Origin of the sequence: Micromonospora sp. LA-10, from assembly GCF_051853095.1 — a bacterium.
Lineage (GTDB): Bacteria > Actinomycetota > Actinomycetes > Mycobacteriales > Micromonosporaceae > Micromonospora > Micromonospora echinospora_A.
On the sequence record NZ_CP195710.1, the window covers coordinates 4,370,270 to 4,387,054 of the forward strand.

At 69.2% G+C, this 16,785-nt stretch carries 12 protein-coding genes, 1 tRNA gene and 1 pseudogene; 10 read left to right on the plus strand and 4 right to left on the minus strand.

Translation table 11 applies throughout. The features are described 5' to 3' along the window. Window positions 1–28 precede the first annotated feature (28 nt). From ACSDG8_RS20665 to ACSDG8_RS20700, 8 genes are all read left to right on the plus strand, one after another. Window positions 29–619, plus strand: a complete 591-nt coding sequence (locus ACSDG8_RS20665) for a NuoI/complex I 23 kDa subunit family protein (protein WP_210899223.1) — start codon at window positions 29–31, stop codon at window positions 617–619. After that, window positions 616–1,164, plus strand: coding sequence for an NADH-quinone oxidoreductase subunit J family protein (locus ACSDG8_RS20670; protein ID WP_210899221.1), 549 nt, complete (start codon window positions 616–618; stop codon window positions 1,162–1,164). Before ACSDG8_RS20665 ends, ACSDG8_RS20670 begins: the two co-directional genes overlap by 4 nt. Continuing rightward, window positions 1,161–1,526: an NADH-quinone oxidoreductase subunit NuoK gene (gene nuoK / locus ACSDG8_RS20675; RefSeq protein WP_210899220.1), complete on the plus strand. Its 366-nt coding sequence runs from the start codon at window positions 1,161–1,163 to the stop codon at window positions 1,524–1,526. The genes ACSDG8_RS20670 and nuoK overlap by 4 nt, the downstream gene beginning before the upstream one ends. After that, entirely contained in the window at window positions 1,523–3,448 is a 1,926-nt protein-coding gene (locus ACSDG8_RS20680) for an NADH-quinone oxidoreductase subunit 5 family protein (protein WP_210899218.1), read from the plus strand. Before nuoK ends, ACSDG8_RS20680 begins: the two co-directional genes overlap by 4 nt. Next, window positions 3,445–4,950: a complex I subunit 4 family protein gene (locus ACSDG8_RS20685; protein WP_210899216.1), complete on the plus strand. Its 1,506-nt coding sequence runs from the start codon at window positions 3,445–3,447 to the stop codon at window positions 4,948–4,950. Before ACSDG8_RS20680 ends, ACSDG8_RS20685 begins: the two co-directional genes overlap by 4 nt. After that, on the plus strand, window positions 4,947–6,413 hold the full coding sequence (locus tag ACSDG8_RS20690) for an NADH-quinone oxidoreductase subunit N (RefSeq protein WP_210942529.1): 1,467 nt from the start codon (window positions 4,947–4,949) through the stop codon (window positions 6,411–6,413). The genes ACSDG8_RS20685 and ACSDG8_RS20690 overlap by 4 nt, the downstream gene beginning before the upstream one ends. Before the next feature lie 149 nt (window positions 6,414–6,562). Further along, window positions 6,563–7,441, plus strand: a complete 879-nt coding sequence (gene htpX / locus ACSDG8_RS20695; RefSeq protein ID WP_210899212.1) for a zinc metalloprotease HtpX — start codon at window positions 6,563–6,565, stop codon at window positions 7,439–7,441. Window positions 7,442–7,579: 138 nt separating this feature from the next. Next, window positions 7,580–8,839, plus strand: a complete 1,260-nt coding sequence (locus ACSDG8_RS20700) for an MFS transporter (RefSeq protein ID WP_210899210.1) — start codon at window positions 7,580–7,582, stop codon at window positions 8,837–8,839. Between the two features lie 107 nt (window positions 8,840–8,946). Here the strand turns inward: ACSDG8_RS20700 and ACSDG8_RS20705 are convergent. Further along, a pseudogene (locus ACSDG8_RS20705) lies at window positions 8,947–10,185 on the minus strand (MFS transporter); the annotation flags it as partial. A gap of 92 nt (window positions 10,186–10,277) precedes the next feature. Further along, entirely contained in the window at window positions 10,278–10,772 is a 495-nt protein-coding gene (locus ACSDG8_RS20710; protein ID WP_210899208.1) for a YajQ family cyclic di-GMP-binding protein, read from the minus strand. Between the two features lie 147 nt (window positions 10,773–10,919). On the opposite strand from ACSDG8_RS20710, the gene ACSDG8_RS20715 reads away from it, so the two are divergent. After that, a tRNA-Tyr gene (locus ACSDG8_RS20715) sits at window positions 10,920–11,003 on the plus strand. Window positions 11,004–12,000: 997 nt separating this feature from the next. After that, complete coding sequence (locus ACSDG8_RS20720; protein ID WP_439427155.1) at window positions 12,001–12,171, plus strand: hypothetical protein; 171 nt, start codon at window positions 12,001–12,003, stop codon at window positions 12,169–12,171. A 75-nt stretch (window positions 12,172–12,246) separates the two neighbouring features. Here the strand turns inward: ACSDG8_RS20720 and ACSDG8_RS20725 are convergent, their stop codons facing one another. Then, entirely contained in the window at window positions 12,247–14,697 is a 2,451-nt protein-coding gene (locus ACSDG8_RS20725) for a DEAD/DEAH box helicase (protein WP_439427156.1), read from the minus strand. Continuing rightward, complete coding sequence (locus ACSDG8_RS20730) at window positions 14,694–16,589, minus strand: site-specific DNA-methyltransferase (protein ID WP_439427157.1); 1,896 nt, start codon at window positions 16,587–16,589, stop codon at window positions 14,694–14,696. The genes ACSDG8_RS20725 and ACSDG8_RS20730 overlap by 4 nt, the downstream gene beginning before the upstream one ends. Window positions 16,590–16,785 lie beyond the last annotated feature (196 nt).

Here is a 16,785-nt window from a genome sequence, read left to right on the forward strand (position 1 = left end):
GCCCGGGCCACAGGGCAGGATGGGCGGCATGAGCGAGCACGGTGGAGTGCCCGGCGGCGGTCTGGTGAAGGGCCTGGCGGTCACGTTGAAGACGATGACCCGCCGCTCGACCACCCAGCAGTACCCGGATGTGGCGCCCGAGCTGCCGCCCCGCTCCCGCGGCGTGATCGCGCTGCTGGAGGAGAACTGCACGGTCTGCATGCTCTGCGCGCGCGAATGCCCGGACTGGTGCATCTACATCGACTCGCACAAGGAGGAGGTGGCGGTGCCCGGCGCCGCCCGTCCCCGGCAGCGCAACGTGCTCGACAAGTTCGACATCGACTTCTCGCTCTGCATGTACTGCGGCATCTGCGTCGAGGTCTGCCCGTTCGACGCGCTCTACTGGTCGCCCGAGTTCGAGTACGCCGAGTACGACATCAAGAACCTGCTGCACGACAAGGACCACCTGGGCGAGTGGATGGCCACCGTGCCGCCGCCGCCGGCCCACGACCCGCTCGGCGACCCCTCCAAGGAGGAGACCACCGCCGCCCGGAAGGCGGCGGGTCCGTCGGCCCGGCCGGCTCCTTCCCGGGTACGCCCCGACGCCGCCACCGATCCGGGCGGAGGCGCTGCCTCATGACCGGTGCGGACGTGCTGCTGCTCGCGCTGGGCGCGGTGGCGGTGGGCGCCGGCGCGCTGGTGGTCGCGACCCGGCACCTGGTCCGGGCCGGGTTGTGGCTGGTGGTCTGCCTGGGTGCGCTCGCGGGTGACTACCTGGTGCTCACGGCCGAGATGGTGGCCTGGGTGCAGGTGCTCATCTACGTCGGCGCGGTGGTGGTGCTGCTGTTGTTCGCGGTGATGCTGACCCGCGCGCCGATCGGCCCGTCGGACGACCTGGACCGGCCCGGCTGGGCCGCCGCGCTCGTCGGCGGCGGCAGCGGACTCGGCCTGGCGGTGCTGCTGATCGACGCGTTCCGCTGGTCCCGGGTGGACCTGCCCGCCGCCGGCACCGCCGAACGCATCGGCGAGCAGGTGTTCCGCTCCTGGGTGCTGCCGTTCGAGGTGCTGTCGGTGCTGCTGCTGGCCGCGCTGGTCGGCGCGATCGTGCTCTCCCGTCCCGACATCGGCCGCCGGCCCGCCGACACCGGCGCCGTGCAGCCCGCCGACGAGGGCGGGCGCCCGTGAGGCCGGTCATCCCGTACGTCACCGCCGCGCTGCTGTTCGGCCTCGGCGTGTACGGCGTGCTGCGCCGCCGCAACGCCGTCCTGGTGCTGATGGCTGTGGAGCTGATGCTGAACGCGGTGAACCTGGTGCTGGTCACCGCCGACACCACAGTCAAGGCCGTGCTGCCGCACTCCGGGCAGGTGTTCGCGCTGTTCGTGATCGTGCTCGCCGCCGCCGAGATCGGTGTCGGGCTGGCCATCGTGCTCCAGCTCTACCGGCTGCGCGCCAGCGTCACAGTCGACGACGTGCCGCTGGCCGAGCCGGCGCCCGCGGTCGCGGTGACCCCGGGCGGGCCGTTGGACGCGGAAGGAGCGACCCGGTGAGCACGCCGACGCTGTGGCTCGCGGCGGTGCTGCCGGCCGCCCCGCTCGTCGCCGGGCTGCTCGGTCTGCTGCTGCCGCCCGCCCCGCGCCAGGACCGGGCGTCGGCCCGGCGGCTGGCGGTCGCGCTGGGCGTGGCCGGGGCGGCCGTGTCGCTGCTTGCGGCGCTGGCGCTGCTGGTCCGCGTGGACGCCCCGGTCGAGGCGTCCACCACCTGGGTCGACCTGGGCGGGCTGCGGGTGACGCTGGGCCTGCGGCTGGACGGCGTGGCGGTGCTCGTCGCGACGGCTGTCGCGGCGGTGGCGCTGGCCGTGCAGGTCTACTCGATCGGCTACCTGCGCCGGGGCCCGCACGACGACGTGGACGTCGACCACCGCTACCCGCCGTACGCGGCCCAGTTGAGCCTCTTCACCGCCGCCATGCTCACCGTGGTGGTGTCCGGTGACCTGATCATGTTGCTGGTCGGCTGGGAGGTGATGGGCGTCTGCTCGTACCTGCTCATCGCCCACGACCGGCGACTGCCCGAGGCACCGGGCGCGGCGGTGAAGGCGTTCCTGGTCACCCGGGTGGGTGACGTCGGCTTCCTGCTCGGCATCGCGCTGCTCGGCGTGGGCGCGGGCAGCTTCCGGATCACCGACGTGCTCGCCCACGACTACGGCGCCGGCACGCTCACCGCCGCCTGCCTGCTGCTGCTCGCCGGGGTGGCCGGCAAGAGCGCCCAGTTCCCGCTGCACACCTGGCTGCCCGACGCCATGGCCGGTCCCACGCCGGTGTCCGCGCTGATCCACGCCGCCACCATGGTCGCCGCCGGCGTGTACGCGGTGGCCCGGCTGTTCCCGCTGTTCGAACGCGCCCCTGCCGCGCTCGCCGTGCTGGGCGTGATGGCCGCGATCACCATGCTGCTCGGCGCGTTCGCCGCCACCGCCCAGGACGACATCAAGCGGGTGCTCGCCTGGTCCACGGTCTCCCAGATCGGTTACATGACCGGCGCGCTGGCGGTCGGCGCACCCGCTGCGGCGCTGTTCCACCTGCTCACCCACGCCGCGTTCAAGGCGCTGCTGTTCCTCGCCGCCGGTGCGGTGATCCACGCGGTCGGCACCACGCTGATGTCCCGGATGGGCGGCCTGCGTACCGCCATGCCGGTGACGTTCTGGTGCACTGTGGTCGGCCTCGGGGCGCTCGCAGGCGTACCCCCGCTCTCGGGTTTCTGGAGCAAGGACGGCGTGCTCGCCGCCGCCGAGGCGGCCGCGCTCGACGGCGCCGGGCCGACGGCGGCCTGGGTGGGCTGGCTGGTCTGGCTGGCCGGGTTGGTCGGCGTGGCGGTGACCGCCTGGTACGCGACCCGCCTGCTGCTGCGCACGTTCCTCGGCGCCACCCGCACGCCGCTGCTGCGGCCGCACGACCCGCCGGGCCTGCTGCGCTGGCCGGTGCTGCTGCTCACGGTCCCAGCCGCGCTGCTGGGCCTGGCCGCGTTCGCGCCCTGGTTCGCCGACCGCCTGCGCGTGCCCGGCGACGACACCGGCGAGGCGGTCGAGCTGGTGCACCTCGCGCCGAACCTGATCCTGCCGTTCCTGCTGCTGCTCGTCGGCGCGGGCGTCGCGTGGGCGGGCTGGCGCCGCGACCCGGCCGCCGACCCGGCCCGCTTCCTGGGTCCGCTGCGGCCGGTGTTCGCCCGCGCGTTCCGGCTCGACGACGTCCAGCACACCCTCGTCGTACGCCCGGCGGGCGCGCTCGCACGGGTCGTGCGTACCGGTGACGAGCTGGGCGTGGACGGCCTGGTCGAGGGCAGCGGCCGGGCGGCGGTCGAGGTCGGCGGCGGCCTGGCCGCGCTGCACCGGGCGGCGCTGCCACGCGCGGCGGCCGGGGTGCTCGCCGGCGCGCTGCTGATCGGCCTCGCGGTCGCCCTGATCGGAGTCACGTCATGACGTTCGGGCAGGTCCTGCTGGTCGCCGTGGTGGCGGTCCCGACGCTCGGCGCGCTGGCCACAGCGGTCGTGCCGGGCGACCGGGCCGGCCGGGTGGTCGGCACCGTGGCCGCCGCGCTGACGCTGCTGGCGACGCTGCCGCTGGTCGGCGGCGACCACGGCTGGTTCGGGTACGGTCCCCGCCCGGCGGTGCAGCCCTGGCATCAGGTCGACCTGCCGTGGGTGCCCGGGCTCGACCTGCGCTTCCACCTCGGGGTGGACGGCATCTCCTGGCCGCTCGTGGTGCTGACCGCGCTGCTCACGCTGCTGTGCTGCGCGTACACGCTGTGGCGGGTGCCGCCCGGCGGCGGCAGCGGGCGGGCGCTGGTGGCGTTGCTGCTGGTGGTCGAGGTCGGCATCCTCGGCACGTTCCTCGCGCTCGACCTGGTGTTGTTCTTCCTGTTCTTCGAGGTCGTCCTGCTGCCGATGTACGCGGTGATCGCCGGCTGGGGCGGCGCGGACCGTCGCCGGGCGGCCCGCAAGTTCGCGCTCTACACGCTGTTCGGCTCGGTGCTGCTGCTGGTCGGCGTCTACGTGGTGGTGGCCGCCGCGGGCACCGCCGACCTCGTCGCGCTGACCGGCGGCGCCGGGCTGTCCCGGGGCACCCAGTTGGCCGCGTTCACGCTGCTGGCGCTCGCGTTCGCGGTGAAGAGCCCGCTCTGGCCGCTGCACTCGTGGCTGCCCGACGCGCACACCCAGGCGCCCACCGTCGGCAGCGTGATCCTTGCCGGGGTGCTGCTCAAGATGGGCACGTACGGCATGATCCGGGTCGCCGTCGGGGTGGCCCCCGAGGGCGCCCGCTGGGCCGCGCCGGTGCTCGGCGTGCTCGCCGTCGCCGCCATCCTGATCGGCGGCCTGGTCTGCCTGGCGCAGGACGACCTGAAGCGGCTGATCGCGTACTCCAGCGTCGGCCACATGGGCTTCGTCCTGCTCGGGATCGCCACGCTCACCGCCACCGGGCTCCAGGCCGCGCTGATCGGCAACATCGCCCACGGCGTCATCACCGCCCTGCTGTTCTTCCTGGCCGGCGCGGTCAAGGACCGTGCGCACACCGGCTCGCTGACCGACCTGTCCGGGCTGCGGGAGACCGCGCCCCGGCTGGCCGGGCTGCTCGGCTTCGCGGCTGTCGCCTCGCTGGGGCTGCCCGGCCTGGCCGGGTTCTGGGGTGAGGCGTTCGCCGTGGTCGCCGCCGTGCAGCGGGGCGGCCCGCTCTGGCTGACGCTCGCCGTGCTGGCCGCGCTGGGCGGGGCGCTCACAGCCGCGTACTTCCTGCGGCTGCTGCGCCGGGTTTCGCACGGGCGGCCCAGCCCGGCGGTCGCCGGTCTCGCACCCGGCCTGGCCGGGGCGGAACTGACAGCGTGGGCGCCGCTGGTGCTGCTCGCGCTCGCGGTCGGCCTGGCCCCGGCGCTGGTCCTGTCGTACGCCTCCGGCCCGGTGGAGGCGCTGCTGGGGGTCGTCCCATGAGCCTGGTGCAGCCTGTCGACAACCTGGCGATGCTGCCTGCGTACCTGGCCGCCGGCACGGCCGTGCTGGTGCTGCTGGTCGACCTGCTGGTGGCGCGGCCCGCCGTCACGGTCGCCGTGGCGGCGCTCGGCGCGACCGGTACGGCTGTCGGCGCGGCGCTCGTCGGCGCATCCGGCACCCGGCGCACGTTCTGCGTCGGTGACGACTGCTCCTGGGTGTGGAACGGCCGGGCCGCCCTGGTGGGGGCGGTCATCGCCCTGCTCACGCTGGGTGTGCTGGCGCTGTCCGGCCCGCTGCTGCGCGCCGGGCGTACCCCGGTCGGCGAGTACTGCTTCCTGCTCGCCTGCGCGATGACCGGCGGCGTGGTGCTCGGCGCGGCCGGTGACCTGATCACGCTGATCGTGGCGCTGGAGACGCTGACGCTGCCGCTGTACGTGCTCGTCGGCCTGCGCCGGGGCAGCCTCGCCGGCGCCGAGGCGGCGGTGACGTTCTTCGTGGTGAGCGTGGTCGCCACCACTGTGACGCTGCTCGGCGCGGCGCTGCTCTACGCGGTCACCGGCACGCTGCACCTGGACCGGCTCGGCGCCACACTGGCCGTCCGCGACGACCTGACCGGCCTGCCGTTGACCGGCGTCGCGGTGGCGCTGGTGGTGGCCGGGCTGGCGTTCAAGGTCGCCGCCGTGCCGTTCCACGCCTGGGCCCCCGCCACGTACGACGGCGCGCCGCTGCCGGTGGCCGCGTACCTGTCGACCGCCTCGAAGCTCGGTGGCGTGGTGGCGCTGCTGGCGGTGGTGCAGCGCGCGCTGCCGGGGGACATGACCGGCCCGGTGCTGGCGGCGCTGGCGGTGCTGACCATGACAGTCGGCAACCTGGTGGCGCTGCGTCAGCGGCGTACCGTGCGGTTGCTGGCCTGGTCGTCGGTGGCCCAGGCGGGGTACATTCTCGCTCCGCTGGGCGCGTTGGCGCTGGCCGCGGGCCGCACCGGCGACGCGCGGGCGGCCGCGTACGCGGCCGCCGTCGCGTACACGATCTTCTTCGTGCTGCTGGAGCTGGCCGCGTTCGCCGCGGTGGTGGCGTTGCGTCCGGCGGACGGTGACGGCGGCACGCTCGCCGACCTGCGCGGCGCGGCGCGGCGGCACCCGTGGGTGGGCGGCGCGTTCGCGCTGGCGCTGATCGGGCTGGCCGGGCTGCCCCCGGGTCTGGCCGGGCTGTTCGCCAAGGTGACAGTGGTACGCGCGCTGCTGGCCGGGCACGCGGGATGGCTGGCGCTCGTGGTGGCGCTGAACGCGGTGATCGGCCTGGCGTACTACCTGCGGGTCACCGCCTCGCTCTACGCGCCGTCGACCGGCGCGGCGACGGTCCGCCCGGCGCGGACCGTGGCGCTGGCGCTCGGCGTGGCCACCGTGGCGGCGGTGGTGATCGGTTTCGCACCGCAGCTGGTGCTGGACGTGGCGGCACGCTGACCGGTTCGTGCCCTGGTGGGCGACCGCTTCAGCGTGTGCACAGCAACATCCAGCCAACTTTCAGCCATGAGCCGGATGGTTGACGGGTACCGGTGTGTTGAACCGGTCAGCGGGCCTCCCGCAAGGGCCCGTGCACCGAAGGAGAGATCGTGCATCACAACCGTCTCAAGACCGCAGCGCTGCTCGGCCTGTTGACCTCGCTGATCCTCGCGTTCGGCTACTGGTTCGGCGGTAGCAGCGGTCTCGTCATCGCCGTCGTCGTGTCGTTGCTGATGAACGGCGTCACCTACTTCTTCTCCGACAAGCTCGCACTGCGCTCGATGAAGGCGCAACCGGTCAGCGAGGCACAGTTCCCCGAGCTGTACCAGATGGTGCGGGAGCTCTCCACGCTCGCCGGCAAGCCGATGCCCCGGCTCTACGTGAGCCCGACCTCGCAGCCCAACGCGTTCGCCACCGGCCGTAACCCGCAGAACGCGGCGGTCTGCGTCACCCAGGGCATCGTGGAGGTCCTGGACTACCGGGAGCTGCGTGGCGTGATCGGCCACGAGCTGTCGCACGTCTACAACCGGGACATCCTGATCTCCAGCGTGGCGGCCGGCCTGGCCGGCATCATCACCATGCTGGCGAACCTGGCCTGGTTCATCCCGCTGGGCTCGTCCGACGACGAGGACGGCCCGAACCCGGCAGTGCTGCTCCTCACGCTGATCCTCGGTCCGATCGCCGCCACGGTGATCCAGCTCGCGATCAGCCGGAGCCGCGAGTTCCAGGCCGACAAGTCCGGCGCCGAGCTGAGCCGCGACCCGCTCGCACTGGCCAGCGCGCTCCGCAAGATCCACATGGGTACGCAGGCGCGCCCGCTGGCACCGCAGGGCCAGCTCGCCAGCACCGCGCACCTGATGATCGACAACCCGTTCAAGCGGGGCGGCGGCATCGCCGCGATGTTCGCCACCCACCCGCCGATGGAGCAGCGGGTGGCCCGCCTGGAGCAGATGGCCCGCAACTCCGGGCCGGTGCAGTTCCAGCGCTGACCCGCCGTACGTCCCACCGCGCCCGCGTCCCCAGGACGCGGGCGCGGTGGTGTGTCCGGGCACAATGCGTTTCCCCCGGTCATCTCACGCCGTTAGGGTCGAAACGTCTCCCACTCATTACCCTCTGGAGGTCCGACAGTGGCCGCACTGCGCCAGTACCAGGGCGTCTGGCGGATCCCCGGCGCACCGATGCTGCTGGTCCTCGGCATCATCGGGCGGCTCGGGATCGGCATGACCCCGCTGGCGCTGCTGCTCGTCGTCGAGCAGGTCACCGGCCGGTACTCCCTCGCCGCAGTGGCCGGCGGCATCTACGCGCTCTCCGGCGCCGCGCTCAGCCCGATCGCCGGCCGGATCGCCGACCGGGTCGGGCCCAGACCCGTCCTGCTGGCCACCGCGCTGGCCCACCCGTTCGCCCTGATCGGGCTGCTCGTCGCCACCCGCGCCGGCACCGGCAACCTCGCGCTGATCTACCTGACGGCGGGCCTGGCCGGTGCCACGTACCCGCCGCTCACCGCCGCGATCCGGGGCGCCTGGAACGACCTCACCGCCCCCGCCACCGGCCGGGCGCACCTGCGCAACACCGCGCTCGCCGCCGAGACCACCCTCTTCGAAGTCGTCTTCGTGATCGGCCCGCTGCTGGTGGCCGGGTTCGTGCTGTTCGCCGACGCCTCCGCCGCGCTCGTCGGCGCCGCCGTGGTCACCCTGGTCGGCACCGGCGCCGTCGCGTTCGGCCAGGTCATGCGCGGCTGGCGCCCGCACTCGCGCGAGCATCACGCCCGGGGCCTCGGCCCGCTGCGGATCGGCGGCTTCCCCGCGCTGCTGCTCTGCGTGGCCAGCCTCGGCATCGCGTTCGGCGCCTCCGGCGTCATCGTCCCGGCCTTCGCCGGGAACTCCGGCGCCGACGACCCGGAGAGCCTGGCCGGTGTGCTGCTCGCCGTCTGGGGCATCGGCAGCGCCATCGGTGGTTTCTGGTTCGGCGTACGCAAGCCCGCTGCCAACATGACCCGCCAGTTCGCCTGGCTGCTCGGCGCCGTGGCATCCAGCTTCGCCGTCTTCGCGGTGATGCCCGGCCCGGCCGCGCTCGGCGTCGCGCTGGTGCTCGGCGGCGCGGCCATCGCCCCCGCGCTCACCCTGGAGAACACACTCGTCGGGCGGATCGCCCCGGCCGGCATGCTGAACGAGGCGTACACCTGGGTGGTGACCATGTCGGTCGCGGCGAGCGCCGCGGGCGGCTCGATCGCCGGCCTGATCATCGACCACGCCGGCGGCGTGTCCTGGGCGTTCATCTTCGCCGGGGTGGCGGTCGCCGTCGGGGCCGCGGTCGCCGCGCTGCCCGCCGGCCCGATCGCCCGGGCGGAGGCCACAGCGGTACGCGCCGAGCAGTCACTGGCCGCCTGACCGGTGGCGTCCGAGGGCTGACCTGCGGGGTCCGGGGGCTTACCTGTGGCGTCGGGTGGCTTCGGACGGCGGTCCCGCCTCCTTCCGGCGGCTCCCCGGCCCGAGCGTACGGTGAGCCCGGCCGCGAGCAGGCCCAGCGCGAGGATCGCTACCGCACACCCCAGCAGCGTCGGCCGCGCACCGAGCAGCGCGGTCGCCGGACCGCCGAGCATGGTGCCCAGGGGCACCGCCAGCACGGCGAACGCCCCGTTCGCCGCGAGTACGCGAGGCAGGTCGGCGGTGCCGGCCCGGCGCTGGAACAGCGCCGTCGCGGTCGGCTGGTAGGGCGCCCAGACCAGGCCGGCGAGCGCGAACGCAGGTAGCGACAGCAGCACCGGCGCGCCCAGGCCGAGCGGCAGCAGCGCGGCGCCGAACAGGGTGACGATGCCGGCAAGCGCGGTCCGCAGCCGCCAGCCGCGCAGGTGACCGGTGAGCAGGCCGCCCAGCAGCGAGCCGACGCCGAACGCGGTGTAGTAGGCGGCGAGCGTCCCGGCTGAGGCGTGCATGTCGTCGGTGACGTGCACCGGCATGGCCACGTAGAACGGGCCGAAGAGGAAGAAGAACGCGAAGGACAGCGACAGGAGTCCGAGCAGCGACCGGTCCCGCGCGATGATCCGGAACCCAGACGTCGGTTCGTCTTCGTGGCGGTCTTCGCCCGCGTGGCGGTCTTTGAGTGCGTGGCGGCCTTTGTCTGCGTGGCGGGCGGCCGGGCCGACGAGGCGGTAGCTGACGGCCAGCACGGCGAAGCTGACGGCGTCGATCGCGATCACCCACACCGGGCCGACCCAGGCGATGAGGAGACCGGCCAGCGGCGGGCCGACGATGGTCGCCGCCTGGCCGAAAACCCCGAGCAGCGCGTTCGCGGCCAGGTGGTGCCGCTGCGGCAGAAGCTCTGCCACAAGCGTGAAGCGACCGGCCGACCCCCACGGGTGCAGCAGCGAGGACACCGCGAGCAGAGCGATGTACAGGCCGACGTCCAGCACCCCGGCGAGGTGCGCGACCGGAATCGCGCCCAGTGCCGCCGCCCGCACGCCGGCGTCCCAGCCCGCGAGCTGCGCCCCGCTACGCCCACCCAGCCACCGGCCGAGCAGCGCCGCGCCGGCCGCCCCCGGCAGCGTGTACGCCGCCACCGCGAACGCCGTCCAGGTGCCGCGCTGCCCGTCCGGGGCGAGTTGCAGCGCCAGCCACGTCACCGCGACCAGGGCGAGCCCGTCACCGAGGGCGGAGGTCGCGAGGCCGGGCAGCAGCCGGCGCAGCACCGGATGACCGAGCACCGGCCGGTAGGGGAGGAGTATCGCGGGGGACATGACCCCCACCCGACCTCATGCCTGGCCCGTACCCCAAGGAAGTTGCCTGACGGCAGAACGCCGGCCGCCGCGTGGACGGCCGGCGGCCGGTACTACCGGTAGTTGGTGAACTGGAGCGCCAGCCCGAAGTCCTCGCCCTTGAGCAGCGTGATGACGGCCTGGAGGTCGTCCTTCTTCTTGCCGGTGACCCGGAGTTGGTCGCCCTGGATCTGCGCCTGCACGCCCTTCGGGCCCTCGTCGCGGATCTTCTTGCTGATCGCCTTGGCCTTGTCCGAGTCGATGCCCTGAACCACCTTGGCGTCGATCTTGAAGATCTTGCCCGACGGCCGGGGCTCGCCGGCGTCGAGCGACTTCAGCGAGATGTTCCGCTTGATCAGCTTCTCCTTGAAGACCTCCAGCGCGGCCCGTACCCGCTCCTCGGTCTCCGCCTGGAGGCTGATCGCCTCCTCGCCCGACCAGGAGATCTCGGCGCCGGTGCCGCGGAAGTCGAACCGCGTCGAAAGCTCCTTCTCCGACTGGCGGACGGCGTTGTCGACCTCCTGCCGGTCGACCTTGCTCACGATGTCGAACGACGGGTTCGCTGCCATGCTCATGCTCCTGCTGTCCGGCGGTCTGTCCTGGTCCGTCCCGCACTGACCAGCGTGGGACCTCCTGACGGTACCCGGTTGCGGTAGTGCCGGGGGCAACCGCTATCCTTGCTTCCGCCGCCGCGTTGCGACGCGGTGGTGTGCCCTGGCGGGTTGCCCGAGCGGCCAATGGGAGCGGACTGTAAATCCGTCGCGAAAGCTACAGAGGTTCGAATCCTCTACCCGCCACCAGGTGCAGATGCGGCCCCTGACCAGCAGGAATGCTGATCGGGGGCCGTTGTCGTCTGTCCGGCCTGGTCCGGCTGAGTCCAGCCGTCTACGACTGGTTGTGGGCAGATGGTGGGCAGGTCGATCTTGCCCGCTGAGGGCTCTTCCGGGACCGTGAACGCTGCGGTTGGTGTCTCGGTCCGTGCCTGCCGGAGTCCGTGCGTGTGGTGATCGGCTGAGGGGTCCGCGGTGAGGTGTCGCCGGCTGCGGGAGAGGGACCGGGGGCAAGCCAGTCCCGGGGTTGGACTGGCGCGGCAGTCGGAAGCCCTGACCGGCGACGAGTCCGACCGGTTTGGCTTCCGTACCGCCTGGCCGTGGTCGTGCCGCCGGCCGGATGAGCAGAGTCGGGGCGGCGGTCCGGCGCAGTCGGTGGCTCTCCGCCCCGGCGCCGGAGGCGGCCGGGGCGGCTTGCCGCCGGCCGGGTTACCGCCCGGCGCCGCGCGGAGCGCGGCGCCTTGATCCAGAACAGAAGAAATCGGCAGCAGTGTGAGGAATGGCGGTAGGCAACTGAGAGATGTGGGAACGGACACGTCTCGCTTACAAGCTCTGTGCAGATCGTTCTGGCCGTCTGTCCGCGTTCGCGAGCTCGGGCGATTCTCCACACCCCTGCGTCAGTGCATGCCCTCGTCCGGGCCTGTCGCTGTCACCGCTGCTGTCGGTCGGTGAGAGGCCCTCAGCCCGGTCCGTGCCAGGCTCATCTCTCATCGGAGAAATACTTCCGTCTTGTGTAACGGACTTGCCGCAAACGCGCGACAGAGCCACTACAGTCACGGACGGCAGCAAGACCGTCAGAAGTGGCGGCCCCAGGGTGGCACCCCTAGGGCCGCCGCAGGTTCCCGCCTGCCGCAACTTCGTCCGTAACGACTTGTAACGAGGTAGGAACGTGCAAAGAGTAGCCAGACGAACGAGGCGACGCCAGCAAAACGCCGAAGTTGAGGCCGAACGAGGTGCCTTGACAAGCGTGATCCTGGCCAACGTCCTGGCCGTTGTCGCCACCTTCGGCATCGTCGTGCTCACCCGCGAGGCTGCAGGGAACGTGGCCACAGTTGCCATCGCCGCTATCAGCGCGACGACATCGGGGGCCATCGCAGCGGTGGGAGCCGTGATCGGGCGAAGATCACCTAAGAGTTGACGAGCAGGCGGCCTTGCGGGTCGGGGCAAGAGTCCTGATGCCCCGACCCGCGCCGTGCCACCTCTGCTAGTGGTTCTACGTCGAGATACCCTTGGCGAGGTCTAGCCAGCGCCCCTTCGCAGCACGAATATCGCTTTCAGTTGCGAAAAGATAATGCCACTTGCCATAGGTTCCGGCGCTATTCACCTGTTGCGCCCACGCCATGGCGGCCTGACGCTTAGCAACGACTTCTGCGTCACTCGCGTCGTCGTCAGCCTTACCCTCAATCAGCCAATGATCACCACTGACATCGATGGCGATAAAGTCTGCAAAGTATTTGCCGCCTTCATGCTCAATCCACACAGGGCCATTGGTGTATACCCGCAGCCACCACTTGATTTGAGACGCCTGCTCCAGGATAGACGCTAGGACCCACTCAGTGGATTTGGCATCGAAGGATGCAACGGGCTCGACGCTGTGCACCCATTCGCCGTACCAGGCGCCTTTCAGAAATTCCTGCCATCGGGAATAGATGGGCGACGGAAGAATGCGTGTCGGCGGCAGCACTGGAATCTCGACCACGTTGAATTGCCAAGTGGGGCTGCTGGCACGCAAATCGTAGGCGCTTATGATCGCGGCCTCCAACGCCTTGGTTGCTAACGCCGTCCGCTTGACGCTCCAAGCCGCCTTCCCATCACCTGCGACGCCAGCCCCCTCAAGGAACCAACCGATGACGTCCCTGGTTGCCGCGTATTCAGTGATGGTCGACTCGACCATGCCGAGACCGAGAATTCGAGCCTCAAGCTGGGACTTCACGGCGCTGATGGGGACGTACTCCAGGTAAGCCTTCTCCTCTTCCAGGAAGCGAGTGCCCAACACGACCTCACCATCGATTCCGCGTTGGGCGTCGAGGGCTACCCGAGACATGTAAACCGTCTCATCGGTTAGGTACTTTCTTCCCAAGTTCCTCGCGTGCTGCTCGGTAACAAGTCGAAGACTGAACTTCTGCGGAATCGCCTGTCGTTCGAGCCGAGGGAACCGTATACGTGGCGCGCCGGCTACAGGTTCGACGTATTTGACAGTCGCAGCCGCGCCCGACTCGTGTTCTGCCACAACTTGGTCGTACTCTTGCAGCTTAAGCAGCAGAGATGGATCGGCTGGCAGGCCCTGGTCGCCATCCCCGCCGAACACAAAGTTCAGCCCGAGTTGCGTACTCGGTGGACCAGCAGCCGTCGCCTCGTCCGACCGAGCGCCACTTTTGTCAATTTCAACGGTTGGAGCGGCAGCTAATTCCTGTGCGGCTTGGGCACGTTCCTCCAACACTTGCTGAAGTAGCGCCTTTTTATTGGCGAGGAGTTCCCGGTATGAATCGTGTGCAACGATATCGACCGTATCGACCGCTTCGATGCCCGTGCGGGTGCCGAACGGAAGGCGAAGACCTCGCCCGAGAACCTGCTCAGTGAGTGTTTCCGAAGCTAGAGCCCTCAGGCCGACAATCACACCGATGTTCCTGACGTCCCAGCCTTCCTTCAACTTGTTGACGCTTACCACCGCACGTACAGGCGACTCAGGCTCTTCAACCCCCTTCAAGGCTCGGAGCGCCGCATCACTGGAACCACCAGTGATTAGCAGAACCTGACCCTCACCAGGAAGAAAATCAGCGGAGAGCTTCTCTGCAGCGCGTTCTGCATCAGCAACCGTCTGGCACACTACAAACAAGACGGGAATGACTGGCCCACGTCCTATGGCACGGGCATAGGCCCGCCAAGCAGTCTCCTTAACGTCTCGGAGGTGGCAGGCATCCGCAAGCTGGGACCGCTCATCCTTTATACCGTCGCCCCGGTATACAACGACGGGAATCTTAACGAGCTGGTCAGCGATGGCCTCAGCCAATGAGTAACGAAAGATGACCCGACCTGCGGTGACGTCCCGTCCATTCGGCGTCGCGGTTAGCCCGATCACTGCTCGGGCGCCGAGATCGCGGATCGCCGCCCCGTACTTCTCGGCATCACCGGAATATACGTGATGCTCATCAGCGATCACGACCAGGTCATCAAGCGACTGCAGATGGGCGTACAGGCTGTCGCCGATATTCTCGTTAACGCCGTGCACCCGGCGCCTTACATCCTCGGTAGGCTTCAAAAGCGTCTGAACCTTGAACACGTACAACTTGAGAACATTCGGGTCAGCCATCACCTCGGCTGAGTTCTTGAAGTTCTCGACCGTAACCACGGCGGGTTCCCAGTCCGCGCCAGGGATGTGCTTCCTTGCGCCCGGCGTGAAGTTTGCGATCGTCTTTTCATAGATAGCGTCCAGCGGTACGACGATTACAACATTGCGCACTCCGCTTTCAGCCAGGTACTCCAACAGGCCGGCGGCGAGGTAAGTTTTGCCGACCCCTGTGGCCAAGTCGCAGATCCATTCTTGACCGTCGCCCGGTGACAGCTTTTTAGCCACCACGTGTAATGCACGACGGTTCGGGCTGCGAAGATCTAGACGTGCACTGATGGCTTCAACCAACTGAACGTCGTACTCAATCCAGCTCATCGGGTCACCTTCGATCGCTTAATGATTCCGTCCGGCACCTTGAAGGCCCGCGAGCCGGGACGAAGCGCGGCAAGGGTCAGAGTTGACCGCGGGTGCAGAGCTGTGCCTCCGATGGTGACCGTCTCGTCAGCGTTGGTCAGTGAAACCGCGTAGTGCACGATCTCCTCGTCGATCACCCCGGCCACAACGATGAGCGCATCGCGGCCTTTGACGCCAGCGACTCCCCTCCGGTCTGGAGTCAGCGTGTAGCCGAGCTGGGCGGCCACATACCGGCTAAGCTCCTCGGGAGAAAGGCTGGCGAGGAAAACGAGTTCACCTTCGACGGATAGGCGTGGGGGTGCCACGCTGAGAACTCGGAACCCACCACCGCCCGCCCAGATCTGGTTGCGGACTGGCTTCGTTCGCATCTGCCGCACAAGTTCGAGGACGGCATCGCGATCCACATCCATGATGCCCGCATCCAGTAGCTTCTGTACTACCTTCCGCGCGTCGTCGAGGGCCGCCACGGTTACGTCTGTAGGTAGCTCGACCAAGGGGATACGCGACTTGGACACGGAGATGCCGCCTTGGTCTGAACCGTCAATGACCTTGGTGAGCCGTGGAAATGTGAAATCGCGAACTGTCGACTCAATGCCCTCGACTGCTACCCAGCGGCGACCAAGCTTGTGGGCGACAGCTGCGGTCGTACCGGAACCAGCGAAGCAATCAAGCACGATCTCACCCGGCTGAGTCGATACCTCTATGATCTTCCTCAGCAGCCTCTCGGGTTTCGGGGTCGCGAACGGGCTGACCCCAGGGAACAGTGCCTTGATTTCAGCTTTTGCTTCCCGGTTATGGCCCACCTCATTGTTGAACCACATTGTGCGGGTGTTAGATCCCGTGTTTGGCTGAGGTCGCTTACGTCCCAGGGTGCCCTTGGGGCGTAAGATATATTCCGGCCAGATTCCCGACGCCTTGCGCTTTTCGGCGCTCCTTCGGGCTTCGTCCAGCGGGACAGTAAGCATGAGGGCCGGAACGCCCTTTCTGACTTCGTCCACTGTTACGCCGCAGATCCTCGCACGCTTCACGTCGTCATCTAGTAGCCGCAGCTCGTAGGACGCATACTCGGACATCGCGGCGAACACCGTTTCCTGCTTGGTCGCCCAGCATCGGCCGTTCGTGGGGTACAGAAGCTCGCCAGTGATGGGCGACTGGATGGCATAGACCCAGGTCTGGTTACGGTGAGCCGAAGGCGCCGTTGGATCGCCGTCGTACCATGGTTGCGGATCGCCGTCCGGAGACTTATATATTGAGTTAAGGGCTTCGTCGCGAGCGCTCCGGTTCAGTTTGGCTTTCGCAGTTTTGCCGTACACGAGCAGAGTGTCATGGTCGGTCGAGAAATTGGGCAGATCGTTCCGGGGGCCATCGGCCTTCTGCCAAACGACAGTCCCTAGATACGAGCCGATGCCTAGTTCGTCATCCAGCACTTGACGGGCGCGGTGAACCTCGGCGTCATCGAGATGAACCCAGATGATCCCATCGTCTGCCATTAGCCGAGCGATCTCGCGGACTCGGTCGCGGAACATCGTGAGCCATACACTGTGTTCGAAGTTGTCGTCGTACTGCTCGAAGGCTTGTCGCGTGTTAAACGGCGGATCAATGTAGACAAGCTTGATCTTGCCCTTGTACTCTGCGGCGTATTCGGGCGTCCGGTTCAGAGCGCGAAGGGCATCGTGTGCATCGCCGATGATTAATAGGTTGTCGGCCGGAGTTCCCGCGACGTCCCCTACTGCGGCGGTCTCCTCAAGGAGTCGCACCTCAGTTACCCGTGGGTCGTCTCGCTTCACCCAGTCGTAACCGCCCTTGCCATCGGGCAACAGCGCTTGGTCCTGATTCATCCAGGTCAGCGCCAACCTACTACTCATTCATGCATCCCCTGCCTCGGTCACTAGGCCGACCTGCCGCGAGTCGACCTGTACACCGTAGTCGTCGAGGACGAGGACGTCGGGTCACCGAGGGGCCGTACTTGACTCCACCAGGACGATCTCACTCGGCGAGCGGGCATGGTCACTCTGATCAGATGACCTTCGCCGCCACATGAGGTATTTG